The organism is Streptomyces sp. BoleA5 (assembly GCF_000373665.1).
Lineage (GTDB): Bacteria > Actinomycetota > Actinomycetes > Streptomycetales > Streptomycetaceae > Actinacidiphila.
Genome location: NZ_KB892119.1, coordinates 43,163 through 70,154, shown reverse-complemented (window position 1 = coordinate 70,154; position 26,992 = coordinate 43,163). Strand labels below are relative to the sequence as shown.

Below are 26,992 nucleotides of genomic sequence, written 5' to 3'. Positions count from 1 at the left end.
CCTGACCGGCTCGCTGCGAGCGGCCCTCGACCAGCGCAAGCTCCTGGAGAAGCGGATCCAGGAACTGCTCGACGAGCACCCGCTGTCGAAGATCCTGACCTCCATGCCCGGCATCGGGACCAGGACCGGCGCCCGGNTCCTGATCGACGTCGGCGACGCGAGCGCCTTCCCGACCGCCGCCCACCTGGCCTCCTATGCNGGACTCGCCCCCGCGACCCGCAGCTCCGGATCNTCCATACGCGGCGAGCAACCCTCCCGACGGGGCAACAAACAGCTGAAGCGGGCGTTCTTCCTGGCCGCGTTCGCCTCACTCGGCGATCCAGCCTCCCGCGCCTACTACGACAAGAAGATCGGCCAGGGGAAGCGCCATACTCAGGCCCTCCTGTGCCTGGCCAGACGCCGGGTCGACGTCCTGTTCGCCATGCTCCGCGATGGGACCTTCTACCAGTCCCGGCCAGCCAACTCAGCCCGAGTCAGACTCACCACAAACCGGACAGTCGTACTCGTCGACCGAGCCCTCCGCAACCAGGTGACCGCAGAAGTCACAAGGTCGCATGCGCTCATCGGCAGGCACCACGACAGCCGATTCGTCTCCCATGCACATCAGAGTGACAGATGACCTCTCAGCCGTCACCGACCCCTTGACCAAACACATAGAGGCACCCCACACACTGCCGGTGGCGCTGGCCAGAGCGAACACAGGTCATGGGCTGCTGCCGATGAAGCAGGAGGTTCGCGGCCGGCGGGCACCGCAGCGACCGGCAGCCCTCACCATGACACCACAGGTCCTCACGTCTGCGGCCTGATCCCGAGGCCAACATCAGCTTCGACAATCCTCGCCGCCGTCTGCGCGTTGAGCGCCGCAGCCGGGCAGGAAGCATCACCAGCGGGCCCCGATACACCGCGATCCAGTACCCACCAGGTGGCCGTGTCCCGCGACCCCCTGCTTGGGGCTGCTGCGTACCCTTTTGCAGGGAGATACCTCATGGGACACCGTCACCGGCGAGGGGCTGCGGGCAGGCAGGATGCCTACGCCACCGGTCACCTTGCTCCGGATTCCGCCGAAGTGACCGGCCGGCGGCTTGAGACGGAGCATGTGCTTCAGAGGCGACGACGGGCCACCCATACGCCGCCGCTGCCAGTCACCATGCCGCGCCTGGCAGTGCCAAGCGGCACGCCGTCGACGGCTTACAGCTTCCTGCTCCTGCCGCTCTCGGGGCCCGCCTGCCGCTCTCTGAGGTCTTGACCCGCTCCTGCAGGTGGGGCGGCGTGTCCGGCCCGAGAGCGGCGCACCGATGCGGTTCCACGGCGGCCGTCGGACATGCGGCGCACCGCTTCGGCGCGCGTACGATAGTAGATCCCAGCGGCTTCGACCCCGCCACGTGCCGTCTTGGTATCCGTCACGGGCGCCCAGCGCGGCATGAGACGGCGGTATTCCACGACCGGAGCAGGCAGGTCCGGCGCTCGGGGCGGGGAGACATCGACGCAGTGGGCTTCCATGGCCGCGGTGACCAGCGCCTCGTCCGCCCCTACCGGCACCGGCCGCCCGCGAAAGACCCGTGTGAGATATCGGCGCGCCTCGGCCAGCAAATGACGGCGACGGAATCCGCCGGGGTAGTACTGCGACACCGTGGCGGTGATCTCCAGCGCGCCCACCGCGACGTCGAGGACCGCACGGGCACGCGCGCGAATGCCGCGGGCCGCTGCCCGAGCCAACCGCAGCAGGTTGTCCACGACCGCACGGCCGAGGCGAGCGATGGCAGAGGAACGCCAATGCGCCAGCCACTGCGACAAAGGGCGGGCCGTGTCCTTTGCGGGCCGTGTCTCGTCGGCTGCCATGGCCATCAAGCGGCGTCGTACCTTCACCGAGACCGGGCCACCAGTGCGCTGCACCCACAGCTCCTCCAGGGACCCCAGGCGCTCCATGATGGCCTGATTGCGGGATGCGGCCCAGTTGATCAGCTCCTCCGGTATCCCGGCGATCTCCATCACCGGCCGCTGTCCGGCCGTGGGAAACCGCGGCTCGGTGGCCAGGCCGAGACGCGTACAGACTTCCTCCAGGATCCGCTGGTTGTAGCGCTCGGAGCAGGCAACGACGTGCTCGAGCAGCGTGCGGGTGTGCAACGTGCCCCACCCTCCGTCAGTCCGCTTGACCTTCACAGACATCAACACATGATCGTGAAGCAGCGGCCCGCCCTTCCGGGAGGTGTAGTGACGGAAGCGAGCCGCCATCACGCCCGGCCGGGCCAGCTGACGAACGCTGTCCTTCCCCACCCGCACGATCAGCAGTTTCTCCTCGACCTCCTGCGTCATCACCTCGCGGAGTACCTGCAGGTGGAGCGTCTCGATGACGCGCCTGGTGTGCGGATCCGCCAGCGCCCACAGGATCTGGATGCTTCCGGGAGGGCGGAAGACGAAGTCGATCGCCGTGAACTTCTGCACCCGGTATCCCAGCCGCGCCGCCCGCTCCGCCTTCGCCGGACGAGTCGCCTTCCGCAAGCCGGTCTGCGATCGCCTTCTCGGCGTAAGGGTGACGGCCTTCGCCGAACAGAGCCATCATCTCTGATTCGGTGACCGCCTCATCGGCGACCAGTCCGACCCACGGCAGCGCCCGGCCCAACCACTGTCCCTGCGGCACACCCACCAGATCCTGTGCCGTGTCCAAGGGCACTCCGAGCGGGCGATGCATGTCTCCGACGATGACGTCCTTCAGGTAATACCTGCACGCCGACCCCTTGCTGGCCTGTCTGCACGAAATCATGGCGCCCAGCCCAGCAGGGGTACGAGCCGACAGCACGTGCTCACAGGACCAACTCCCGTCGCACGGGAAGAAGCTGACTTCCTCTTCTGGCGCCCTCCCGCACTGCGGGCTGCAGGTCACTTCCACACGGCGCGTCATCACGGCGGCGTCATGCGAACACCGGCAGAGCTCCGGTCCCCGGCATGAAGCGCCATACCCCACCCCGGCCGGGCACCAGCGCAGCCAAGGACGAGCCGAAGGCAACGCAAGGGCGCCCGTCCATTCCCGTCGGACGGAACAGCCAGGCAATCAACTGTTTCCCCCCTTGGCACGGCCGACCCCGCTCAGCCCTCTGACCCCGGACGCGGTGCCAGCGTCCTGATCAGCCTCCCCTACCTCGGCTGCCTAGCACTGTCACCTGCTGCCAGCAGCAAGCGCAGGGCTTCCCTTCCATGAACCAACGACGCCGGCGGCCGCCAGTGCCCACCGCCGGCGACGTTGCCTCACGCGCCACGGAGGGCGCGCCACTGTTGAAGATCCAGCACGCCCTCGTCCACCACCAGGACGCACCGGCAGACGACACCACCGACACACCTCCCAGCCCCGCGGCTCAGTCGGGCAGTCGCGCCCCGCAACTCGTCCTTACGCACGCCCAGCAGGAGATAACCACCACGGCCTCCCGCAGCGTGCGGGCACGTGACTTCCTGTCCGCCGCCCAGTGGGCCATTGACGAAGGAGTGCACCCCCAAGCGAACGCAACGACCCTACGGGTCGCGCAATCCCTGGCCGGCGACATGAAACCAAACGGGCACGTTTTCTACTGTCGCGACCACCGTGCAGCCCTACTCGGCATCAGCAAGCGCTGCCTCGCACATCACATCGGCTACCTGCGTGAACTCGGGCTCCTGGTATGGGTCAAACACGGCAGCCGCACGAACACGCGACGCAAATCCGGGCGGCCCGGATGGTCCGGCACCGCCACCATCTACGCAGCCACCGCTCCCCCACCCTGGGACCAGGCCATGGGCCACCGCATCTACGGGCACGGCTACACCGCCCGCCTGATCGGCTACACCCCCCAAGGCCGCGCCCGCGCCATCACTGACGCCCGCGCCCGCAAGCAAGCCGCAGCACGCACCACCCATTGCACCCCTTCCCGTAAGCAGTACCCCAAGAGACAGAAAGCTCAGGTAGACGAGAAGAACAACTACACCACTGCGCCGGAACGACGCGCCCCACGCCCCACATCGTTCACGCCGGCGCAGACCGCCCACAGCATCGCCATCGCCACCTGGATCCGGCCCCGCGTCCCCTGGACACAAGGCGAGCACCTGCGACGCCTCGCCTACGCCCTGCGCCCCCTGATCACAGCCGGCCTGACCCGGCACGACATCGCGGCAGAACTGCACTCCTGGTGGCTCACCTGGCGCCCCCACGCCCCCGCCGCCTACATCACCCGCCACCTTCGCGATACCGCCACACCCCCAGCACCACACCAGCCGGAACAGCCGGAACAGACACAGATCACCAGCCCACCAGGGGTTCCTCCCAACGCGGCATTCCGCGCCGCCCTGGCCAAAATCAAAAGCACAACATCACCACAGCGCCGGCCAGGCCCCGACGGCAACGCCAGCGAACCCCTGCCCGAGGAACCCACGCACCGCATCCACGCCAGGATCCTCGCCTCGCTCGCCCAAGCCGACGCCGCCGAGAACCGGCGCACGCCACTGCAGTGCCAGACGCTCGCGCAATGGGAGACCCAGCTCGACACCAGCCTCCGCACCAACTGGCGGGAGACTCACCCATGCCCATGAACGGCACCCCCGCCAGACACAACCACACCGGCACGCCGTGCGCACAACCGAGCCTGTGTTGTCCCCCTACACGACGGACCGTTCCCGAGTCGGCCTGACCGGCACGAATGCGACGCGTTGGAGATCGTTTCCCGTTCGTGAGGTGATCGTTCCCGACCATGGCCACGGCTGGTGAGCACGCGCTTCCGCAACCGGGCCGTACGGTCCCGCGGCTACCGCATCGCCGGTCACACGGCACGGTTCGCCTACGGCGCCGCGCCCGGCCTGCCGCGCCGCGCGGCAGCCGGCCGGCAGCGCGTCACCGACTTCACCGAGGACGCCTGGCACCAGCTGCAGGTCTCCCGGGGACGTGTCCAGGACGATGCCCACGCCTGGGGCCAGGCCGGACGCGGGGGTCTGCCGCACGATCGGGTGACATCTGAACTGGATTGCCCTGTGGGGCGGGTGGGAAGGATGTCGTTGTGTTGTGCCCAAGCCTTATCCGGAAGGGTGGCGCGGGTGGCTGTTCGGAGCGCGCAGCGACGGCCGCAGCGCGGACCCGGCAGCTGGTGCCTCGCTACCGGAGACCGGTCCGACGGCTGATGGGCAGCGGGTGTTCGACATGCTCATGGAGGCTCAGCGCACCGATTTCGAGTGGGACCGTCACCACGGCGGCGAGTCGTGAAGGCGATACGCAGGGGCTGCTGGCGCGTGGCCCTGATGGTGGCGGCCGGGGTGTGCTGCGCCAGGCTGCTCGACGCAATCGTGGTCGCGGTGGTCAACCAGACCGCCGTGAGCAGCGCGCTGGCGGCTGTGACGGGGATCCAGGCCCAGATGGTGACCGCCATCGCTCAAGGCGCCCAGTCGGTGAAGGAGGTGCCGCCCGGGTGCCGGGGATGCGGTGGCAGGTCCTGGCAGCGGCCTCGTCTTCACCACCATTGGCGGCCCCATCGACCCTCCAACCTCACGCGCCGCTTCGGTCGGCTCGTCAACCGGGCCGGGCTCCGCGGGATCCGCTGCCACGACCTCCGACACTCGACCGCGACGCTGCTCCTGGAACAAGGCGTCGGCCTCGCCGTCATCAAGGAACTACTCGGACACGCCGACATCGGCGTCACCGCCGGCGTCTAGGGCCTGCCCGCCTCGCGTGCTCCTCGTACGCTGACGTTGCCGTCAGCTACTGCCGTCAACCCACACAGAAGCCCCGCCAGGCACGACTTGACGGGGCTTCAACTTTGCATTAACGGTGGCCTCTTCGATGAATGTTCCCGCCACTGCTCCTTGGCAATCCGGAAAATAAGGGAGTCGCAGGCGAATGCATAAGCACCCCGAAGCCCTCACCCCTATTCAGCTCTCCAGGTGCAGATCGGTGCACACGTCACGCAATCCTCGCCACGCAAAATGGAAACCCCATCAGAGTTCGCAATTTCGCCTAATTCGCAAATCTTTGATCCGAGTAGTGAGCTGCAACCATAAGCCCCTCTTCGTCGAAATCAGCAAATACTCCCGACCCTGAAATTTGCCACCACGACTCACCGGAAACGAATGGCTCACACTTCCCCACCCTCTCTCCAGCGGCTTTGGCGATATCCATAAATTCCTGTAGGGTGAAATTCTTCACCCTATTCCTCACCCCCAGCGGACCAGGAAGGACCATTTCCCTCCCGGAAGGCTCGAGGGCGAGATGCCAAAGAATTCCACCTTTCGAAAATCCCAACTGAAGATCCCCGTAGGCATATATGGCCGGGAGTGGCCCAGTGGTCGCGTCGGGATCCCCTGCCGCATCCAGCACTGCAGCCAGGCTAATCCCTACCTCGAAGTTTTCGAAGCGGCCGCTGCGGCAGAACTCTACAACTTGAAGTCGATTCAACGTTTCCCCTTTAGCGAGAGGTGGTCCGCCCTTGCATACTCGGCAAGAGCGGACCACAGGTGATCACCTAAATCTATTGACCAAGTGCCTTCACGAGATTCCTCAAGCCTGGGATCTGCTGACTATAGGAATGATTCTGCTCTAGATATTCAAGCCCTTTGGTTGCTTGCTCTAGCGCCTTACCCCGGAAGGCAGGATCCTGGAAGTCTTTCTCTACCTTGGCAATAGCGGTCTTACCAGCCTTTCCGCTGAACGTAGACCTGAAGAGCAGATTTCCATCTGCATCAGCAGAGACCGAGACTTCACCCGCACTCCCCTGGCCGGGGAGCTTCACGTGGAACCCTTTTTGCGCCCAGTCGTTGGCGATCGTATCGATTTTACAATTGCTGTTGTGAACGAGGACCGGCGTCTTCCCCGCCAGCACATAGTACGTGTGGAGGCCGTCGACTGTCAGGTTGTAGGTGCGCTGGTGCTTGGTGTAGTGGGCGACCGCTACGATCTGGACTTTGGTGCCGTTACTGGTGCGCAGCCACTGACTGGGTTCGAGGTCACTGGCGTCCGTCCACTTTCGTTCGTTGGGTGTCCAGAATGGGTGGTGGTCTGTACTGATGAGGGAAGCCAGCTTGCCCTTGCTCTTTACCGTGATGTCGGTGAAGTTTTTGTCGTCCTCGGTGATGATGGTGGCGAGGACTTCACGGCTTTCCGTCTTTCCGGTTTCAGGATCGGTGGCCAGCACCTTGTCGTTGGTGGTGACGTCTTCTATGGGCTTGGTGGTGCCGTCGGCGAGTTGGACTTCAGTTTCTGCGATAAAACTATTCTTGAAACACTTCGTCTTTGCGAAGTATCGAAGGGCTGCCTTCTCGACTATCAGTTCGGCTGCGCCGCCCACCCCGGCGGTGGCTGCGGACACCGCGGTGTCCTTGAGTACGTCGGTCGCTGATTCTTCGTCCTCGTCGATGGCGTTACTGACCGCGCTGTAGGTGACGCCGCCTAGTGCAGCGCATCCTGCGGTTCCCGCAAGGCTGGTGCCGCCTGTGAGTGGTGCGCCAGCTACCAGGAGGCCCTCGCAGGCACTCCCTGCGAGTCCGCCGACGACAACACCGGCCGCCTGGGCACCCACCTCACGCCAGTCGATCTGGTTCCACCAATGGCCGCCGTTGTTGTTGCCATTGGTGCCGGTGGTGTCGCCGCTTCCAGCATTGGTGCCGGTGCCGCCGCCGGTGCCGCCGCCGGTGCCACAGCTGCTGTTTACGGGGCAGGTACCCCAGGTCGCACTGTTGTAGAAGGTCGCTCCTCTACCGCCGGACCCGTCGTCTTCTTTCAGTCCTGTGGGGTCGCTGAAATTGACGGGGTTATTGCGGGAGTAGCTGTAGGCCGACAGGTTTTGGGGATCGTAGGGGCTGCTGAGGGGGTCGGGGCTGAGGAATCTGCCGAGGAGGGGGTCGTAGGCGCGGGCGCCGAGCAGGGACAGTCCGGTCGTGGTGTCTTCGGTTTTGCCGAGGAATCCGTGGTCGGTACCGGCCGGGAGTCCTTGGGTGCTGCGTTGGTCGCCGAAGGGGGTGTAGCGACGGCGGCTTATCGCGCCGGTGGTGGCGTCGACGGTGAGTTGGGCCGAGGCCTGCTGGTCGGCCATCAGGTAGGTGACGCCTGCGCTGGTGCGCATGGCGACGGTGGACCCGCCGATGCTGTAGTAGCGGGTGCAGGCGACCGTGGTGCCGGTTTGGGCGCTGTTGGTAGCAGTGAGGTCTTGACCCTCGACGTAGGCGACGGTGCGTGCCGGGTCGGTGCGCAGGATCAGAGTGCCGGTGGCGTCATAGGCGTAGGTGGTCTTTTCCTGGCCGCCTGCGTTCTTGGTGACGGTGGCGGTGGCGAGTTGGCCGGTCTTGTTCCAGGTGTAGTCGGTGGAGGTTCCGGCGGTGGGTTCGACGCGTTTGGTCATGCGGCCGGCCGCGTCGTAGGTGTATGCGTCGGTGCTGGATACGTTGCCGCTGGCGTCTTGGTGCTGGATGTTGCGGACGCCGTGGAGGTGGCCCGGGTTGGCGGGGCCGGTCCAGGCGCCAGCGTCGTTGTAACCGGGGTAGAGGTAGTCGCGGGTGGAGGCGACGCCTGCGGAGTTGGTGTCGGTGGCGGACTGCAGGTTGCCCAGCCGGTCGTAGGTGAACTTGGTCTGGTAGGCACCGTCCTGGTTGAAGTCGGGGTTGGGGGTGCCGGTGGTGGAGCAGGTGACCAGCGAGGAGGCGGTCCACGCCTGCAGGAGGCGGTGGAAGTTGTCGTAGGTGAAGCACTGTTGCTGGTCGAATGTGCCCTTGTCCTCCTTCAGCGCCGTGATCTCGCCGCTGTCGTTGCGGAGGTAGGTGTCCTTCTGGACCGTCTTGGTGGTACCGCCAACGTTGGTGGTGGTGGTAACGCCGGTCAGGGCGCCGGTGCCGTGGATGCCGGTGGCAGTGCCGATGTCGTAGGCGTAGGTGCGCTGCGCGTTGACCCCGGTAGTGGCGCCGTAGGTGCGGCCGGTCAGGGCACCGGTGCCACTGCCGGTTGTCTCGTCGTAGGTGGTGGCGCTGACGTAGGTAGTGGTGGCGGTGGAGTCGCCGAGCTTGCTGGTGAGCTGGTTCGGGCGACCGTAGGCGTCGTAGCCGGTAGTGACGGTCTCCTTGGGGAGGCCGCCCTTGGCCGGGTCCCCCACAGCCGGGTAGCCGACCGAGGTGATGTGGTCGGCGGCGTCATAGGTGTAGGTGGTCTTGTAGGTGCCGGCCAGGCCGGTGACCTGGGTGGGGATGGTGACGCTGGTGCCGAGCGGGCGGCCGCGTTCGTCGAAGCCGATGGTGGATGTGGTGTAGCTGCGGCCCTGCGTGTCGCGGCTGGTGGAGCTGATGACCCGGCCCATGCCGTTCGTGGGCGGGGCTGCGCCGCCGTCGTAGTTGTCGTAGACCCAGGCAGCGAGTTCGTCGGATCCGCTGCGGATGGAAGTCTTGCGCCCGAGGTTGTCGTAGGCGTACTGCAGGACGGTGTCGCCGTTGACGGGGTCCTTGGCGGTGGTCGTGGAGACTTGGCCGTTGTCGTCGTACGTGGTGGTGGATTTGCCGGCGTCCGGGTCGTCGACGGAGGTGCGCTGGGCGGCCCAGTCGTATCCGTAGGTCGTGACGTTGAGCTGCGGATCGGTGATGGTCCGCAGTACGCCCTTGCCGGTGTAGGAGTAGCTGGTTGCGTAGGTGCTGACGCCGCTGTGCTCGACGACCTTGCTGGTCTGGCCGTAGATGTCGATGTGGGTGTCGATAGCGCCGCCGGTCGGCGGAGTGACTGTGGTGTAGTCGTCGTGATAGTCGGTCCGGGTCTTGCCCTGGGTCTGCTCGACGTTCTTGACCAGGATCCGCGACAGGGTGGGGCGGCCTGCCCAGTCCTGGACGAGGTCGTTGTACGAGGGGATGTCGGATGCGGCAGGGTTGACCACTCCGTCGCCGGCGGGGCCCGCGCTCTTAAACGGGGCGGAGGTGCCGGTGACGTTGCCGGCGGCGTCGTAGCGGGTGACAGTCACTTGGCGGTAGCTGGCGCCGCTGAGCTGGGGCAGCTTGTTCTGGGTCTCGCGCGCTCGGCCGAGGGCATCAGTGAAGGCGTGGCTGTACAGGTAGGTGGAGCCGGATTGCAGGACACCGGCTGTGACCTCGGGGTCGCCGTTGACCACGTCCGGAACACCCGAGCTGGCGCCGGTCGTGGGGATGGAGTAGGTGTACGTCCGCGACGGGCTGCTGCCGCCGACCTCAGTGGGCAGCCACACCTGGATCGTGCGTCCGGCGGCGTCCAGGTCGACCTTGGTGAGGTTGCCGTTGACGTCCTTGACCGTCGTCGCGGTCCCCCACAACGGCGAGTACCACGTGGTGGTGGTCAGCGGGCCGCGAGAGTTGGCGCTGCTGCCGTCGGGGTCAGGGGTCGTGACGGTGACACCGGATATGGGCCAGGAGTTGGTCGGCTCGAAAGCGGTGGTGGTCCGGTTCTGGTTGCCGTCTTCCGTCCACAGCGCTCGGCCGGCTGCATCGTAGCCATTCCTGACAGCGCGCTTGAGGGAAGCGCTGGTGTAGGTGCGGACCTCGGTGGGGTTGCCGTCGAAGGGCTTGTTGGCGTCCACCGACGCCGAGCCGTCGTACAGCGTGGAGGTGTAGCCGTCCTGGTTGCTGTCGGCGATGCTGGAGCAGCCGACGGAATAGTGCTTGAGCTGGTCCTGGAGGACGGTGAAACGCTTGATGCCCGTGCTGTCGTAGTCGTCGGTGTTGTAGGCACGCCCGTAGGCGGTGCACCGGTTGTCGGAGATACCGGTCTCGCCCCAATCGTCGGTCTTCATGGGCAGGCCAAAGACGGTGGAGGCGTTTTCGGTGTCGTCGTACTCGTTTTCCACCACGTGCTCGTGCCAGGTGCTGCTGGCGGAGTTCGGGGTCCGTATGGTGGTCTTGTCTTCTCGGACGAAGCGGGCGTCGGGCAGGCCGTCGTACTGGGCGGTGTTGTGGGTCCAGTACTCGTGAAAGACCCGCTGGTGAGAGGCGCCCTGGTCGTCACGGGAAGAAGTCTCGATGAGCTTCCCAGCCAGCCAGGCGTGGTCGGTGTAGGAGTTGCCCTCGCCGTCAAAAACCGTCACTGTACGCGTGCCGGCCGGATCGGTCTTGGTTATCCGGTCGCCGGACAGCCCCCGATACAGCCACGACACGGTGCTGCGCTTGGCCAAGCCTGCGCCTGTGGTGACCTCGACCTGTCGGTATCCGCGCCAGTCCGTCCACGATTCGTCCTCATCCTTGGTGAGCGGGTCAGCGCTGAATCGCCATCCCGCACCCCCGGAGTAGGCGTAGCTGGTGACCATCTCCGGCTCGCCGTTCTGGTCACTGCTGACGGTGGGGTCGACGGTGACTTTGGTGACGAGGAACTTCTTGAACCAGCCCGTCTTCGCTTCGGTGCTGCCGTCGGGGACCCATTTCTGCCAGTAGCAGTCCTCGGTGTTGGTGGACTGGCTGGGCAGGTCGGCGCCGTCACAAGGGTCGGGTTGCCCGTAGGTGACGGCGGTGGTGGCGCCGAGATCACCGTGGATCTCGCTGACCCGGCGGAAGTTGATCTCACTGGAGCCGACCTGGTTGTCCAGGTCGACGCCGTTGAAGTTGATCACCGGGAGAACGAGGTTCTCCCCCGATCCGTAGGTCTTGCGCTGTACGTAGTCCAGCCACAGGGTCTTCCCGACCGCGCCGGCGGGGTTGGGCAGGCCGTGCTTGGTCTGGTACTGCATGACCAGTTCCCAGTCCGCGCTGTCGTTGTCGCGGACATAGGTCTTGATGTCCCAGAGCATGTCGGTGCTGAAGAACGACGGGTAGTACGTCTTGCCCGCGCATGCGTAGTCCGCGGCTGTTCCGTCGCACATCAGATCGACCGGCACGTCCGGGTAGGAGCCCGGCGATTCGTTGAAGGTCGGGCACGTCGGCGCTGTGCCGCGCAGCGGATCGTTGAGGGCCATGCGCTCGGTGCAACGATTGACGTGCGTCAGGTCGATCTTGGCGGGGAGCTGGCCGTTGCCGATCTGGGAGGACCAGCCGTACTGGATCTCCTTGACGTAGCCGCCGGAGACATACTCCCGGGGCTTGTCGACGTTGGCGACGGAACGGTAGTGGTTGTACTCCTTGTCGTAGAAGTAGATCGTCTCGACCTCGTTGGGGTCGACGGCCCGGTCCAGGTTCCAACGCCAGGCCTGGCTACACGGCTCGGGGAACTGGCTGTGGCACGGCTCGCCCGCGTCGTTGCCGACGACGGGGACGGTGAAGACCGAGGCGGTGGCGGTACCGGTGCGCTCAGACCGGCCCCAGCCCATGTAGTAGCGGGAACCGTCCTGGGTATTGATCACCCAGTACTCGTCGTCCGCGCCGTACCCGCCGGCCATGTGCTGGATCCGCCAGCCCGGGTCATCCTGCAGGTGGTAGGAGCCGGTGCCGTTGTTGTCCTGGATCAGCTGGGAGCTGACCCCGTTGAGGTTCAGGATGTAGACCGCGCCGCCTGGTTCCACGGCGGAGTTCGGGGAGTCCCAGCACATGTCGCCGATGGTAGGCAGGCCGTCATTGGTGCAGTTGCGGTAGCGACGCTCGATGTAGCCGGTGCTCAGATCCCAGCCCATGCCCACCCAGGACGCCTGATTGTTCGTCGCCGAGGTTCGTCCGTCCACCGACTGCGAGTTATAAGTCAGCGCCAGTGAGGGGGCCTTGCCCATCGGCGGTGCCGGCACATTGATCGGCAGCGCATACGTGAACGCGCCCGAACCGGTCCCGACTTCCCACGAACCCGACGGGCCCAGCGGCGAGGCCCGGTAGTCGCCCTGGTCCGAGGACGCGCCCGTAACGACCGCATACACAAACCCGCTCGCTTCGGCAGTCATCGGCGCCAAGCCGCCCAACTGCGCCGATGTTCCGCCCTGGCCCGGCGAAGCGGACAAGGAAGGCTGTCCGGTCGGGTCTTGCTCGGCGTCCGATGCGGGGTCGGCGTCGGCGTCGGCGATGACGGTCGCGGTCAGCGCGCCGTCCTTGACATCGTTATCGGCTTCCACGACCTCCCGGGAAGCGCACTGCTCGGCCTGCGGAGTAGTCAACGCACACGCCGGGAGCCGCACCAGGCGCAGACGGTCGGCGAAGTCACCGCCGTAGGCATACTTGAAGCCCGAGTAGTCGATCGTCACCTCGACAATGCCCGGCACGGCGACTCCGTCGTCACGCACCACCCGCAAGCCCATACCGATCCCGCCCACCGGGGCGATCGTGTCCCGGTCCAGGATCTGCACATCCACCTGATCAGGAGAAATCCCGTCCCCCGGCGACCCGGTCCCGGTGTCCTCCGGGTCGGGCGTGGCCGATCCGGACGGCCCCGTGGGCACGCCGTCCGGGGAGGCGGTGGCGCGGGGAGAAGCCGAAGCCGACGCGGAAGCAGTCGGATCGGAGTCGTCCTCGGACAGCGCACGCGCCGCGCTGAGCTGCGCGGAGGTTCCGTCGTCGGTCGCCTCGGCGGGAACGGGGGCGATCTCGACGACGCCGACCTGCGTGCCCCCGCCGTCGCCCGGTGCCGACGGCGACGCCGTTACCTCACCGGGCTCCCCCGGCTCGGCCTGACGCAGATCCACCGTCGCCCTCGCCGACTTCGGCCACACCGGAGCCGGCAACGGCTTCCCCGACGGTTCGGCTTCCTGTGCCTGGACTGTCCCCGTGGACTGCCCTGGCACCACCGATCCCGGATCATCGGCCGCCGACGCGGCCGTTGGTGACACTACAGCCACAGTCGACAGCAGGCCGGCCAGCAACGCACCGACCACACCTAGCGACACAGATTGCGAACGCCGCACAGACACGCGGACCCTCTCCGCCTCAGACGGCTCCGCACACGACGCGCGCAGCCGAAACATCGCGTGAACAGTGACCACCGCACAGCCGAACACGCCGTGCCCCAGAGCAGCGCCCGGCCGCCGACCGTAGTGATCAACGAACGGAACCTATCCGGCCGATTAGCCGCGTGACCAGCAAGTTCCTGAACAGGTTCCCGAAAAGTGGGGTGATCCAGAGCACTCTTGACGAAGAAGACGTGACGTGAAAATGGCCAACTGGTGAAGACATCTCGCCCTCACCACCACGGATCCGGCCGGGGACTCCACAGGCCCGACACCCCTTGGCACCTCAACGCGACTACCCCGGAGTCTCGCGCGACGCTCCGCCAGCCGGGGACCCGGCCTGGCAGGGTCACAAGCCCCGTGACGGCGCCGTCTACGACGCGTACTGCCCCGATGGGGGGCCGCCGGTGCAGTGGCGTGCCGCGCCGCCGCCGCCGGGCAAGGAGGTCGGGGTCGATCCGGCCCAGCTCGCGGCCGAGGCGGTGAAGCGGCTGCCGATCGACGGGCCGGACATCGGGATCGTGCCGGAGCCTGGCACAACGGGTGTGGTCGGGATGCCGGTGTGGCCGTGGAAGCGCACCAGACCCCCGCACCTGGGGCCCGGCCGCAGAGTCGGTGACCGCAGGCGGCATCACAGTGACCGCGACCGCGCACGTGTCGCAGATCGTGTGGGACATGGGCGACGGCCACACCGTCACCTGCGGCGCCGGCACCCCCTGCAAGGAGTCGGAAGGCGCGAAGGACTCCCCCATCTGCGGCTACCGCTACGCCACCACGTCCAACGGCGGTAAAGGCGATGTGTTCCGGGTGACCGCGACAGCCACGTGGAACGCGCACTGGGCCGGCCGCGGACAACGCGGCGACCTCACCACCACCCGCTCATCCCAGGTCCAGCTGCGCGTCGGCGAAGTCCAGGTCCTCGGCGTATACCCGCCGACCTCCCCACCGCAGGAGGCACCCATCGTGAACCCCACCACACGAGCCCATGCCGGTGCGGTCGCCGCGACTCCCCCGGCATCGCCGCCTACCGGACCGGTCGCCGCACCGCGGATGGTCCGGCAATGCCAGTGCCGACCCGGCTTGATTTCCCGCGACGCCGCTGGCGCCCGGGAAGAAGGTGCTGATCGCGTCCACCCCGACCCCAACGCCGCACCAGGCCGATGCGCGACCAACGGCGACGGCCCCACGGCGGAGAACGGGTGGAGCCGGTGACGCTGTCGACGAAGGTCGTCGCGGTCGGCCAGCCCCCGGCCGCCAACGTCGCCGCGTGGGCGCTGGCCAGTACCTGCCGCGGCGACGATCTGCCGTACGGGCCGTACGGGACGGCTGTCGTGATCGAACCGAGCTGACGCCGTCGGACGGTGACTTCATTGTCCTCCACGGCCAACCTGCAGACAGTGGCTGCACAGGCTCGCACGCTGGGCTACGCCGTCCAGGACTAGTCTGCACTCTGACCCCATGGAGATGGCTCCCTATTACGCACCACGGCTTGCGTCCGACCATTCATCGTTGTTCCACAGGACGGGCATGGCGCCGACGGGCTCCAACCGGATCTGCGGGTCGTTGCTGTGGACCAGGCAGATCAGACGGCGGCGAAGTACGGCTGCCTGGCGGGCCTTGTCGGCGATGATGTCCAGGACGACCTGCGCCGCCCTCGGGCAGGTCGTCGCGAACCGGTCGTAGTCGGAGAAGGCGAGGACCAGTCCGGCACCCTCGGGAGCATCGTCGTAGCCGCCGTAGCAGGCCACATCGCCAAGGCAGTCGTTGAGCGCGTCCAGGTTGTACCCGTAGTAGTCGGGGAAGCCCAGGGCCGCGGCCATGGCACGGTGCATGTCTCGCTCCGTGTTCCACCGGCCGGCTTCCAGGCGGATCATGCGGAAGCCGCCGTCTTCGAGACGTTTGGTTGCCTGTGTGAGGAGACGTTTGCGCCAGAAGAGAGTGACGAAGGTGTGGATCATGTATTCGACGCCGGGACGCCGATTCGTCCCGCCGGCCTGTGCTGAAGCATGTGACACGTCGCTTCGGTAGGCGTCGAGGAGACGGAAGAACTCCTCCACGGGAGTTGAGCCGCCGGGGGTGTTGCGTTCGATGTCGGCTGCCCAGCCGAGCGGGCTGCTGCCGCCGAGGCGTGTCCCCAGCCACCGGCTGAAGGCCCCACCATGCCAAAAGTCGCACGGGTCGTCGATCGAGTGCACGCCAACGGCTACCTGGTAGCCGATCAGCATCGTCTGCAGATCGTGGAGTGAGCCGCCGGACAGCCACATGCCAGGCCGGAGACGAATCTGGTCCAGGAAGTCGTACACATCCGTGCAGTCCTGCCAGCACTTGGCCGTTGGGGCCGGGAGGTCTTCGGTCGACATGTTCCGACCCTACGGTGCGAACGAGTGCTGTCGTCGGTCGGAGGGGTGCGAGCGCAAGGCGATCACCGGCCAGTTCGGGGCATCTGCGGTCACCCTCTGCGATCTTGCTGGGGCTGGTCCTACGTCCGGCTGGGGCCCGGAGTGCCAACAGGCGCCACGGTAGGTTCCGACGCCTGCGGCCGTTCACGTACCGATGAGGCTGCGTGGCATGGCCTTACGCTCGCAGCTGGTCGGCGGCTTGCGCTTCTGTCGGCGTTCCCCGAGCCCATCACCTTACGGCTGGCCGTCATCGCGACTACGGTGCCGGACCACGCTTCGCGATCAGCTGCCGTGTGCGCTCACTCCGAGGCAGCCGCCCCAGGAACGTCGCGGGTCCCTACTTGTAGCATGATCGTCGACAAGGTGACCCCTGCTCGTGAGCGGGTGCTGCGGCACGCGAGAGGCGCCTGGGGAGGCGCCGACACCAGCTGAGTGTCCAGCTGCGGCGTAGCGACCTCGGCTGAGCGACCTTCTCGGAAGCACAACCTCCGGCACTCTCCGGATGTCTTTCTTCCCGCGTAACAGAGTGACGAGTACCGGCGCGGCTTCTGCACGCAGTGCGTGGGAACCGCGACGGCCCGAGAACAGGATTTCGATGCACCGAAGATTGTGGCGGCGTACAGCCGCCATGAGTGCGGCCACTGGTCTGCTCACGGCCGTGGCACTCATGAATTCCAGCCCGGCCACGGCCGAGGACGGTCTGCACGTTACCGTGCGTGACGAGGTGCTGCCGCCCAACTCGGTTTCCTTCACCGAGGTGAACTTCACGGGCGCGACGGCGGTCAGAAGCCAAGTGGTGGTGGCTTTCGCTACCCAACCGCTCGACGGCACGGGTGATGGCGCAGGGTGGCCGGCGTCTTTCAAATTGAGCCCCACCGAGTGTGAGGAGGTGCCGGGCTACAAAGCCGTCTTCACCTGCCTACTGTGGCCCAACCAGTCGCGCGGCCCGGAGTTCGTCGTATCTACGGACGCGCCAGAAATGACCACCTTGTACCGGGGGTACGCATACATACCCCCGGGCGGGGACCTGGCCGAGGGCATCGAGGCCGCCCGCAGCTCCGGCGCCAGGCCTGCCACAGCGACCTCCGGGATGTCACGATCCGTGGTCATGTCGCGGGAGCACGCCCTACTCAACACGGTTGCCTACGACCTCCCGGACGTACCTGCCGGTAAGACGGTCCGGCAGGCGCTGCGTATCCACGCGAACGACGCCGGACGGCTGTACCTCAACTTCCTTCCTGCAGACGGACAGGTCTCAAGGCCCCGTGAGGACATCCAGATCGGGAACGTCACCACCGGTCCCGGCTCCTCGTGCACCCTGAACTCGCCCAAGGTCGACGCCGGCGTCCTCAATCTGGACTGCCGATTGGAGCCCGGCGACCACACCATCACTTACGAACTGACCGCGGCCCCGGGCGTACACGCATGGCGCATGCGTGCCTTGACGAGTTACAACATCTACACCAGGTACAGTTTCGACGACACGTACGTGCGTCAGACCGGTACCTTCTCCACCGTAGGTGCGCCCGTGTTGCCCCGGCATGACCTCCTCGCTCGCGACACTTCCGGGCAGCTGTTCTGGTACAACAACACGGGCACCGCCGCCACGCCCTTCTCCCCTCGCGCGCCGTTCACCACCGGATGGCAGAGGTACAACAAGATCACCCGGCTCTCTCCCGTAGTCGAGAAACTCATCTACTCGACGGGCGTTGTCCCGGCCGGCGCAGAACGCGGCCGCGGTGACATCGTTGCCAGGGACAGCGCCGGATACCTCTGGTATTACGACCGGCAGTTCGCGCACGGCTACGCGACCCGCGTGAAGGTCGGCAGCGGCTGGAACATCTACAACCAGCTCGCCGGCGCGGGCGATGTGAACCGCGACAGCCGGATGGACCTCGTGGCCCGCGACGCGTCCGGCGTGCTGTGGGTCTACAAGGGCACCGGCAGCACCAGCAGCGCCCGGTTCTCCAGCCGAGTCAAAATCGGTAGCGGCTGGGGAATCTACAACCAGCTCGCCGCGGGCGCCGACCTCAACGACGACGGCAAACCCGACCTGGTCGCCCGCGACGCGTCCGGCGTGCTGTGGCTCTACAAGGGCACCGGCAGCGCCACCGCCCCGTACGCAACCCGGGTCAAGGTCGGCACAGGCTGGAAGATCTACAATCAGCTTTCCCTCGCCGGCGATCTGACCAACGACGGCAAGACCGACGCCGTTGCCCGTGACACGTCCGGCGTGCTGTGGCTCTACAAGGGCACGGGCAGCGCCACCGCGCCGTTCGCCAAGCGCTCCAAGATCGGTGGCGGCTGGAACATCTACAACACCATCCTCTGACCGAGCACGCCCAGCCGAAGGACTCACCGACCATGCGATCGGTGAGTCCTTCCGCATTCCGCCTACTTCACGCCTCAGTTAGTGCTCCCCGTGGACGCACGGCAGCGTCCGGTCCGGGGTCGAATCCACGGTAAGCATCCGCAACACAAATTCGCTACGCCGCTCAACAGTGCGCATACCAGTCCCGGCACCGCGCTCAGCCAGCCATCGAAGTCGACGTACCAGCGGGGCGAGACTTTAGAACCCCTGACACCCAGAGGCACGGCCGCACCGCGTGGTGAGACCCCGACACGACAGGAGTTGAGGTCCACCCCGATGCGCCGGAGTGGCACTGCTCGCAGTAGTCATGCCCGCCGCTATTAACGACCTGCGCGTCAGTGTGCCAGCCATGCCCCTCCTCGACCTCCGCGTCGGTCGGCGAGAATGTCGAGCATCACTGCAAGATCGATGCGGATGGGGCGAATGTCCTGTAGGCGAGTACCGAACGACGAGCCGAACCCGCGACAGCGCCACCATGGCGCAGCCCACACCGAACCCAGTACCGTGCCATCACGCCCCGTGTCGGAGCTCTGCCGGTCTGTTCCACGCTCAACAGACAAGGCGACCGCCCGCCCACATTGCAGTCGGCGGCGAGCAGGGTCTCCTCAGCGGCTATACGGGCATGGAATTGCCCCTAATTGTCGCCGACCTCACGTCCCACACCGCGGCTACGAGGCAGTGATCACGCTTTCCAATGACGGGCCACCGAGTGCTCTCGGAGCCGCCGACCGAGGAGTGGTCGGGCGACACCGCGCGCGGACACTTCGGCGTCCACATCATCTGGCGGACGCAAGACGCCTGGGATGGCCAGGGACGCGGAAGCCGCCTTGGGCTCCGGGCGGGTGTGAACTCGAAGGCCCGAGGAGAGCAACGCCGCTTACGGCGGTGGGCCCCAGTCCAGAAGCCCACCGCCATACCCGTCTCACGCCCTGGCCAGCAGCGCCTCCAGTGCCGTCGCTGTCTCCGGGTGGCGAGCGAGCAGGGCCGCTCCCGCCGGCTCCGGGTCCGCTGTCGTCCACGGGTCCTCGCAGCCCAGGAGGCGAGCCAGTGCGTCGGTTGTTGCCGGGTGGGCGGTGAAGAGGGTGGCGCCGCGGGCGGGTTGCTTGCGGGGCGTCAGGACCGGCGGCGCCGGCTCGGCCTTCCACGGCGGGATCCACGCGTCCAGGGCTGCCAGGCGGCCCGGGAACATACGGCTCGCCTCGCGGATCAGAAGGGGGGTCAACTCCGTGCCCCCGGCGCGCAGGCTCGTGATCAGCGTCGGGAGCCACGGCAGGAGGACCTGGTCCGGCAGGCGGCCGAATGCCTTCGAGACGGCTTCTACCACGACGTCCGCCAGGCCCGGGACCGGTTCCAGGGCGTGCAGTAGGCCGCTCAGGTAGCGCGGGTAGGCCGGGACCACCATCGGGTTGGCCAGGAGTTCGTCGCACCGCGTCCGAAGCGCCGCGCGGGTCTGGGTGCCCAGGTGGACCTGGGCCGCCCACAGCAGTGCCGTCTTCGACGGGTCCTGCGGGTGGGACTGCGCCACCGCCAGTTCCAGCTGCGTGCGGTCGCAGCCCAGCGACAGCGCCAGGGACTCCATGCTGAACAGGAAGCCCAGCATCGCCGCCACCTGGCGGACCGTGGCGTCCTCGTCGGTGAACGCCGTCGGCAGCAGCGTGCAGTAGTGCGCGTATCCCGTCTTGGTGAACGACTCGATCCACGACGGCAACGTCGGTTCGCTCGTGCGGTAGTAGGCGAGGAGCCGGCGTACGCGGCGCAGCACCTCCGGCGCCCCGTCCACCGTGCGTTCAGCCGACAGCACCTCCAGCGCGCGGGTGCCCAGTTCGTCGGCGAGGCGGCGGCTGTTCAGGTACAGCGTCGCGTCCTCCACGGCCTCCAGGACAGTCGCCGCCGTGGCCTTCGGGTCGTACGCCCGTTGGCGCAGGCGCTGCTCCAGGACCTGCTCGACGCTGACGCCCTCGTACCCGAGCTCGATCAGCGCGCGCTGGTGCGTACCGAGGGCCAGGTCCCACGATTCCTGGATCGGGCGCTCGCCCAGCTTCCGCTCGCCCATGATCGGTCGGGCGGTGCCCTCCGGCATCAACCGGCGCAGCATCCACAGCACGTCGGAGCACGGGCCGAGTTCCGGCCGGGCGGCTATGTCGAGCAGCGCCCGCTGCACCCCGCGCTGCTGCAGCTTGAGGTTCAGCGGTTCGAGCCGGTCGTACACGTCGCGCGCGAGGGGCGGCAGGGCGTCGTAGCCGACCTGGCCGATGCGGTCGCCGCCCATCATGATCTCGACGAGCCGACGCACGTCGCGCCGGCCGGGGACCGCTTCCTTCTCGATGCACGTGACGGCCGCGTCCTGGAAGTCGTACGGAGTGGGCTTGGCCCGGTCGCGCATCCCCGCCAGCAGGATCGACGTCTCGAACACGGCGATCGCGTCGGCGGTCGAGGCCAGGTAGCCGTTGCGGCGGGCGGCGCGCACGATGTCCACCGACCAGCCGAGCAGTTCGGCCTCGTCCAGCTGGTCCAGGACCGGCGGGCGCTGCAGGAAGCCGGTCAGCTGGTCGCCCACTGGTGCTTGCGGTGGGGGTGGCGAAGTCTTGGCCACCGCCGTCTTCTTCGCACCCGCCTGGCCCGTCAGGCGGTACGGCTTGACCCGCGTGCGCTTGAGGTTCTTCGTCCACTGCGTCGCCGCGATCGACACCGAACCCGCGGCGAGGCCGAACTGCGCCTCGATCGCCGCGTGGCTGGACGGGATCAGGCCGTGCAGCCACTTGGTGGCGCTGCGCGGGCTGATCTCGAACGTGTCGGCGCCGTCCACGCCGAACTCCGCGACCCTGCTGGCGGCGTGGAAGGCGCCACAGACGTAGACGCAGTCCGCCGGGTCGGTGCCGGTGGCCGCCAGGTGGTCGCGCATCCGGGTCCACATGTGGCGCTCGCGGTCCTCGTCCACGCGCACCCGGTGCGGGTCGCCGGGGGCGAGGCGCCGGAAGAGGCTGCCGATGAGGAACATGACCTGGCGGTACGTGTCGTGGTCGGCGTCGCCGAGCGGCAGCTCGACGTACTGGTGCCACCACTCGGACCAGTGCCGCACCCGGCCGTGGCGGAGCAGGTGCTCCTCCAGTTCGGCGAAGCGCGGCCGCAGGTCGCCGATCTCCACACCGACCGCGTCTCCGTGCAGCGCGGCCTCCTCCTCGGCGGGCGGCGCGTCCGGGTCGTCCGGCGCGTCGGACCGCTCGGCGCGGGCGTCCCACTGGAAGACGTGGTCGGAGGACCGGTCGACGAGGACGAGTTCCACGCCCGGGGTGTCCAGCGCGTAGGCGATGGCCTGGTACTCCGCGGAGGCCTCGGTGATCGGGGCGACCACCGACAGCGGGGCCCAGTCGGCGGGGAAGCCGTCGACCTCGCCCGCGTACGCCTGCACCGCCACCGGCAGCCGGCAGTTGCGCAGCTCGGTGAGGAGCGGCGTCATGTCCTCGCACAGCTCCAGGTACACGACTTTGGGCTGCTTCTCGCGCAGGCGGCGCGCCATGGCTACCGCCGAGGCGGGCGAGTGGTGGCAGACCGGGAAGACCTCCAGCGGCTCGCGCACCGCGCGGTCGACGTCGTCGACCATGCCGAGCAGGATGCCCTCCAGGGCGTCGGGCCCGTCGGCGAACGTCGTGGCCGCTTCGCGGAGCTGGCCGCGCAGCGCCTCGAAGGTGCTCTCGTGGGTGCCGGTCATGACAGCGTGGCGATCGCGTCGCGGCCGCCCTCCAGGAACTCCGGCCAGGCGCCGCCCTCGTCCTTGCTGCGCGGCTCGACGACGCCGTGCAGGTACTTGTTGAGGATGGCCAGGTCCTCGGGCTCGCGCCGGGCCAGCGAGCCGACGAGCGAGGACGCGAGGGTGCGGGCTGTCAGGGCGCGTTCGCCGAAGAAGTTGCTGTGCAGGATGGAGTCCTCCAGCACGCCGATCTGCTCGGCGGTGGACAGCGCGGACTCCAGCTTCTCGTCGTCGCTGCCGGCGGCGGCCGCTGAGGCGCGCAGGTCGGCGAAGCTCTGCAGCAGCACGTCGAGCAGGGTGGGCGGCACGTCCAGCTCTATCTGGTGGCGGCGCAGCAGTTCCTCGGTGCGGAAGCGGACGATCTCCGCCTCGCTCTTCTTGTTCGTCACGACGGGGATGCGGACGAAGTTGAAGCGGCGCTTGAGCGCGGAGGACAGGTCGTTGACCCCGCGGTCGCGGCTGTTGGCGGTGGCGATGATGGAGAAGCCGGGCTTGGCGAAGACGATGTTGTCGCTGTCGCCGTCGAGCTCGGGGACGGAGATGTACTTCTCGGAGAGGATGGAGATCAGCGCGTCCTGGACGTCGCTGGTGGAGCGGGTGAGCTCCTCGAAGCGGCCGATGGCGCCGGTCTCCATCGCGGTCATGATCGGCGAGGGGATCATCGACTCCCGCGACTGGCCCTTGGCGATGACCATGGACACGTTCCACGAGTACTTGATGTGGTCCTCGGTGGTGCCGGCCGTGCCCTGGACGACGAGCGTGGAGTTGCGGGAGATCGCGGCGGACAGCAGCTCGGCCAGCCAGCTCTTGCCCGTGCCGGGGTCGCCGATCAGGAGCAGGCCGCGGTCGGAGGCCAGGGTGACGATGGAACGCTCGACGAAGCTACGGTCGCCGAACCACTTCTGCGAGATCTCGCGGTCCAGACCGTCGGAGGGCTCGGAGCCCAGAATGAACAGCCGCACCATCTTGGGCGACAGGCGCCACGAGAAGGGCTTGGGGTTGTCGTCGACCGACTCCAGCCAGTCGAGTTCCTCGGCGTACTTGGTCTCGGCGGGGGCGCGCAACAGGTCGGACATGAGGGGCCTTTCGGGCGTGGTGGGGTTGCTGCTCTGGTTGCCTGGTGTTGTCTTGCGGTGCCTTGGACTGCCCGGGGGCGCTCAGGCGAGGAACGTCTTCAGCTCGTTGACGAGCTTGCGTATGTGGCCGGAGATCACCGGCGTGCCGAGATCCTTGAAGCGCTCGCGGAACCACGGGTTGACGCTGCCGCGGCCGGAGCTGGTCACCGACCCGACCGGGATGAACTTGACACCCGAGCGGTGGAGGGCGGCCATGCTCTCGAACAGCGGCTCGGTCCGCCATTCGTAGAAGTCGGAGATCCACACCACGACGGTGTTGCGGGGCTCGGCGACCTTCGGCTGCGCGAGCGCCATGGCGACGGTGCCGTCCGTGCCGCCGCCGAGCTTGGTGCGCAGCAGCGTCTCGAAGGGGTCGTGGACCCAGGGCGTGAGGTCGAGCGCCTGCGTGTCATAGGCGATCAGGTGGACGTCCACCTTGGGCAGCCCCGCGAAGATCGAGGCGAGGATGGTGCAGTTCACCATGGAGTCGACCATCGAGCCCGACTGGTCCACGACGACGATCAGGCGCTGGGGCGTCGTCTTGCGCGCAGTGTGCCGGTAGTAGAGGCGGTCGACGTACAGCCGCTGTTCCTCCGGGCTCCAGTTGGTGAGGTTCTTCCAGATGGTGCGGTCGAGGTCGAGGTTGCGGAACACCCGCTTGGGCGGGATCGAGCGGTCGATCGCGCCGACCGTGGCCTTCTCGACCTGCGTGCGGAGCACTTCGGCGACCTCGTCGACGAAGCGCCGGATCAGGGACTTGGCGTTGGCCAGGGCGACACCCGAGAGGTTGTTCTTGTCCCGCAGGAGCTGCTCGATCAGCGACATGCTCGGGGTGAGCTGCGAGGCGAGCTTGGGGTCGGCAAGCACTTCGCGCAGGTGCATCCGCTTGACGAGGTCGGCCTCGATGGCGCCGAGTTCGGGGCCGATCGCCGGGATCAGCCGGCTGAGGTCGGGCGTGGTGCCCCCGCCGCCGGTGCCGGTCGGGCTGACGCCGGGGCCTGCCATGCGTCCTCCGGCGCGGCCGCCGCGCAGCTCGCCGGGGCGGCAGCCCAGCGCGCGTTCCAGCCAGCCGGCGTCGGACTGCCAGCGCGCCAGCTGTCCGGCGGTGACGGTGCCGGAGCCGGAGGCGAAGACGTTGAGCAGGACCTTCGACACCAGCGCGGCGCGGCGGACTTCGGCGGCGCGGTCGCGTGCGCCGTCCTCGGGTTCGGGTGCGGGCGCCATCAGGCCGTCGAACTCGGCGGCCAGATCCGGGTGGCGCTGCACGATGGAGTCGACAGAGGCCTGCGGGTCCAGCAGCGCGGGCGGCAGCCCGATGTCCTCGACGACGGCGAGGCTCGCCGACTCAAGGGTGGCCTGCTCCTCGGGGTCGAAGAGCCGGGCGAGCAGGCGCCAGTACAGGACCTGGCGGCGGTTGTCATGGGGGTCGGCGGCGGGAGGCCCATCGGTGCCCTCGATGTGCCCGGTGATCTGGTCGGTGATCTGGTCGGTGGTCTGGTCGGTCATTTGCGCAGCAGCCTTCCCGCGCGCTCCCGCAGCACGGCCACCGCGTCGGTGGCGGCCTTCTCGGCCTTGACCCCGTTCTTGTCGGTCGTCCCGCCCGCCCATTCCCCGGCGTGGACGGTGACGGCCTTCTTCCGCACCGTCGTCTCGACGGCCAGCGGCTGGACCCGGTACGTGCCGTCGTCCCAGCGCAGCAGCGCGATGCAGGCGCCCGACGCCGCGATCGCCTCGGGGGTGAGCGGCCCGGCGGCCGGGACGCGGTCGGTGTCGACGGCGAGGGTCTGCCCGGCGGCGGTGAAGGTCACCTCGCCGTCGTCGGTCGCGGCCGCGTAGCCCTCCAGGAAGACCGGTACGGCAACGCGCGCCGGGTGGCGGTCCAGGGGTGCGACGACCGGGTCCGCGGCGGTGGGCAGCGCCACGCGGGCGGTGGCGAAGGCGTCGGCGGGCTCGCCGGCGTGCGCCTGCGCGTCATTCCACAGCAGGTCGCCCTCGGCGGTGACCGGCATGCCGGTGAGGTCCATGGAGCGGCCCTCGCTGACGGCCGCCAGCAGCGACATGTGCGGGCGGAGCAGCTGCCACAGTCCGGCGCCGACGACGGTGTCCGGCTTGGGCACCGACACACTGGCACGCACCAGGCGGGCCGTCGTGCCGTCCGCGGGTTCGAACACGGCGTGGACCTGGGCCTGTACGGCGGTGGCGTGCTCCTGCAGGTCGACGCCGAGGGGCAGGAGGCGGCCGGTCGCCGTCCCGGCGGCGGGCATGCCGCCCGCGCCAGGCAGCGTCAGCAGCATCCCGCGCGACCACAGGTCGGCCCAGCGGCGTACGGGGAACCGCTCCATCGTGGCGCCGGGGCACGAGGCGGCGAGTTCGGCGGCGAAGCCGTCGAGGAGCGTGGCCGGGCGGCGCAGCGCCGGGTCGGGCAGCATCGCGGAAACGATCTGCGCCGCGCCCGACACCAGGTCGTGGTCGATGCCCTGCCAGCCGGAGCGCGCCAGGTCGGACAGCCAGGAGCGGGCGGCGGCCAGAACGTTCGCAGCCTGCGCATTCTCGGGCTCGGGGACGCTCTCGTCGCTGCCGGGCCGGCCGGTCGCCTCCTGGATCCGGGCCGTCAGCGCGTCGTGGGCGGCGCCGAGCAGCGCGGTGCGGGCGGCGGCGAGGACGACCAGGTGGTCCTCGCTCGCGGCGCCGGCCGCCGCCTTCTCCGCCGCCTCGGCGACCCGCGCGGCCAGCGGGGTGCCCGCGACGGCGTTGACGAGTTCGGTCAGCCCGGCGGTCTGGGCGGGCTGCGGGCGCAGCAGTCCGCCGACGAGGGTCGCGTCGAAGGCGTCGACGGCCGCCAGGGCCTCGTCCAGCCCGGGGACGGTCTCCGTGAGGACGTCGATACGCATCACGCCACCGCCCTGGTCGGCGGGAACCACTGCATCTCCGGCAGCGGGGCCGTGGTGGGGGCGAGTTCCAGGTAGGCGAGGTGGCGCAGGAACCGGCTGAAGACCGGCGCCGCGGCCTGCTTGTCCCCCGGCGACGGGCGCGCACTCGTCATGGCGGCCGTGATGCTCTGCGCGTCCGGCTCGCCGCTCGCGCTCTCCGCCTTGACGTAGCGGGCGACGCGCTCGGCGCCGTACTGCAGCACGGCCTCGACGATCAGGGCCCGTATGTGGTTGCAGAAGCCGCCCCGGGCGCCGCCGCAGGGCCGGTTGTTGTTGGTGCTGCAGGTGTAGGCGTAGGTGCCGGCGGCGACCGACGAGACGTAGACCCGCTCGATGTCCGAGCCGCTGGACACCACGCCCTGCAGGCGTCCGTCGGCCAGCTCGACGAACGGAACCTTGGCGAGCTTGCGCGGCCGCGCGGGTGCCGTCACCCGGGCCGTGCTCGATTTCTCCCAATCTGACAACACGCCATCTCCTGTGCAGCAGGGGGTATTCCGCGCCACATCGGCGGGATGGCAATGAACTTACTTGCGATCACTGACAACGCCCTTCGGAGTGTCCACAGCCGCTCGCCCGGGCGGGTGACCGACGGGAGATTCTCGGCGGGGTGCCGACCGCCCGGATCGCCTGACGCGG

The 26,992-nt window shown here is 68.0% G+C and carries 13 protein-coding genes and 2 pseudogenes; 6 read left to right on the top strand and 9 right to left on the bottom strand.

The features are described 5' to 3' along the window. Nucleotides 1–454: pseudogene (locus B085_RS44090) on the top strand (transposase); the annotation flags it as partial. 734 nt (nucleotides 455–1,188) lie between these two features. On the opposite strand, the gene mobF reads toward B085_RS44090, so the two are convergent. Further along, nucleotides 1,189–2,499, bottom strand: coding sequence for a MobF family relaxase (gene mobF / locus B085_RS44085; protein WP_078620104.1), 1,311 nt, complete (start codon nucleotides 2,497–2,499; stop codon nucleotides 1,189–1,191). A 771-nt stretch (nucleotides 2,500–3,270) separates the two neighbouring features. Here mobF and B085_RS49630 point away from each other — a divergent pair. Together B085_RS49630 and B085_RS47450 are read left to right on the top strand one after the other, a co-directional pair. After that, nucleotides 3,271–4,554: a hypothetical protein gene (locus tag B085_RS49630; RefSeq protein WP_158689849.1), complete on the top strand. Its 1,284-nt coding sequence runs from the start codon at nucleotides 3,271–3,273 to the stop codon at nucleotides 4,552–4,554. A gap of 895 nt (nucleotides 4,555–5,449) precedes the next feature. Then, nucleotides 5,450–5,661, top strand: a pseudogene (locus B085_RS47450) (tyrosine-type recombinase/integrase); the annotation flags it as partial. Between the two features lie 304 nt (nucleotides 5,662–5,965). Here B085_RS47450 and B085_RS49625 read toward each other — a convergent pair. Then, the gene (locus B085_RS49625; protein ID WP_158689848.1) at nucleotides 5,966–6,325 is read right to left on the bottom strand and encodes a hypothetical protein; all 360 of its coding nucleotides are present in this window, start codon (nucleotides 6,323–6,325) and stop codon (nucleotides 5,966–5,968) included. Between the two features lie 151 nt (nucleotides 6,326–6,476). After that, complete coding sequence (locus tag B085_RS44075) at nucleotides 6,477–13,709, bottom strand: RHS repeat-associated core domain-containing protein (RefSeq protein ID WP_272925145.1); 7,233 nt, start codon at nucleotides 13,707–13,709, stop codon at nucleotides 6,477–6,479. A 720-nt stretch (nucleotides 13,710–14,429) separates the two neighbouring features. Here B085_RS44075 and B085_RS50170 point away from each other — a divergent pair. Together B085_RS50170 and B085_RS49620 are read left to right on the top strand one after the other, a co-directional pair. Continuing rightward, the gene (locus B085_RS50170) at nucleotides 14,430–15,005 is read left to right on the top strand and encodes a hypothetical protein (RefSeq protein ID WP_199789243.1); all 576 of its coding nucleotides are present in this window, start codon (nucleotides 14,430–14,432) and stop codon (nucleotides 15,003–15,005) included. Then, on the top strand, nucleotides 15,002–15,142 hold the full coding sequence (locus B085_RS49620) for a hypothetical protein (RefSeq protein ID WP_158689847.1): 141 nt from the start codon (nucleotides 15,002–15,004) through the stop codon (nucleotides 15,140–15,142). The genes B085_RS50170 and B085_RS49620 overlap by 4 nt, the downstream gene beginning before the upstream one ends. 126 nt (nucleotides 15,143–15,268) lie before the next feature. Here B085_RS49620 and B085_RS51070 read toward each other — a convergent pair whose 3' ends face one another. Continuing rightward, nucleotides 15,269–16,153: a barstar family protein gene (locus B085_RS51070; protein ID WP_026251536.1), complete on the bottom strand. Its 885-nt coding sequence runs from the start codon at nucleotides 16,151–16,153 to the stop codon at nucleotides 15,269–15,271. A 706-nt stretch (nucleotides 16,154–16,859) separates the two neighbouring features. Here B085_RS51070 and B085_RS45935 point away from each other — a divergent pair. Then, on the top strand, nucleotides 16,860–18,524 hold the full coding sequence (locus B085_RS45935) for an FG-GAP repeat domain-containing protein (protein ID WP_234018678.1): 1,665 nt from the start codon (nucleotides 16,860–16,862) through the stop codon (nucleotides 18,522–18,524). A 961-nt stretch (nucleotides 18,525–19,485) separates the two neighbouring features. Here the strand turns inward: B085_RS45935 and B085_RS0128520 are convergent. The 5 genes from B085_RS0128520 to B085_RS0128500 form a co-directional block, all read right to left on the bottom strand. Beyond that, nucleotides 19,486–22,272 carry a DUF5682 family protein gene (locus tag B085_RS0128520; RefSeq protein WP_018562025.1) on the bottom strand — a complete coding sequence of 929 codons (2,787 nt, stop codon included), beginning with the start codon at nucleotides 22,270–22,272 and terminating at the stop codon, nucleotides 19,486–19,488. Beyond that, a complete protein-coding gene (locus tag B085_RS0128515; protein ID WP_018562024.1) occupies nucleotides 22,269–23,387 on the bottom strand; it encodes an ATP-binding protein in 1,119 nt (372 codons plus the stop codon). Before B085_RS0128515 ends, B085_RS0128520 begins: the two co-directional genes overlap by 4 nt. Before the next feature lie 81 nt (nucleotides 23,388–23,468). Then, nucleotides 23,469–24,932: a VWA domain-containing protein gene (locus B085_RS0128510; RefSeq protein WP_018562023.1), complete on the bottom strand. Its 1,464-nt coding sequence runs from the start codon at nucleotides 24,930–24,932 to the stop codon at nucleotides 23,469–23,471. After that, nucleotides 24,929–26,347 carry a hypothetical protein gene (locus tag B085_RS0128505; RefSeq protein WP_018562022.1) on the bottom strand — a complete coding sequence of 473 codons (1,419 nt, stop codon included), beginning with the start codon at nucleotides 26,345–26,347 and terminating at the stop codon, nucleotides 24,929–24,931. The genes B085_RS0128510 and B085_RS0128505 overlap by 4 nt, the downstream gene beginning before the upstream one ends. After that, nucleotides 26,317–26,820: a hypothetical protein gene (locus B085_RS0128500; protein WP_051102193.1), complete on the bottom strand. Its 504-nt coding sequence runs from the start codon at nucleotides 26,818–26,820 to the stop codon at nucleotides 26,317–26,319. Before B085_RS0128500 ends, B085_RS0128505 begins: the two co-directional genes overlap by 31 nt. Nucleotides 26,821–26,992: the final 172 nt, after the last annotated feature.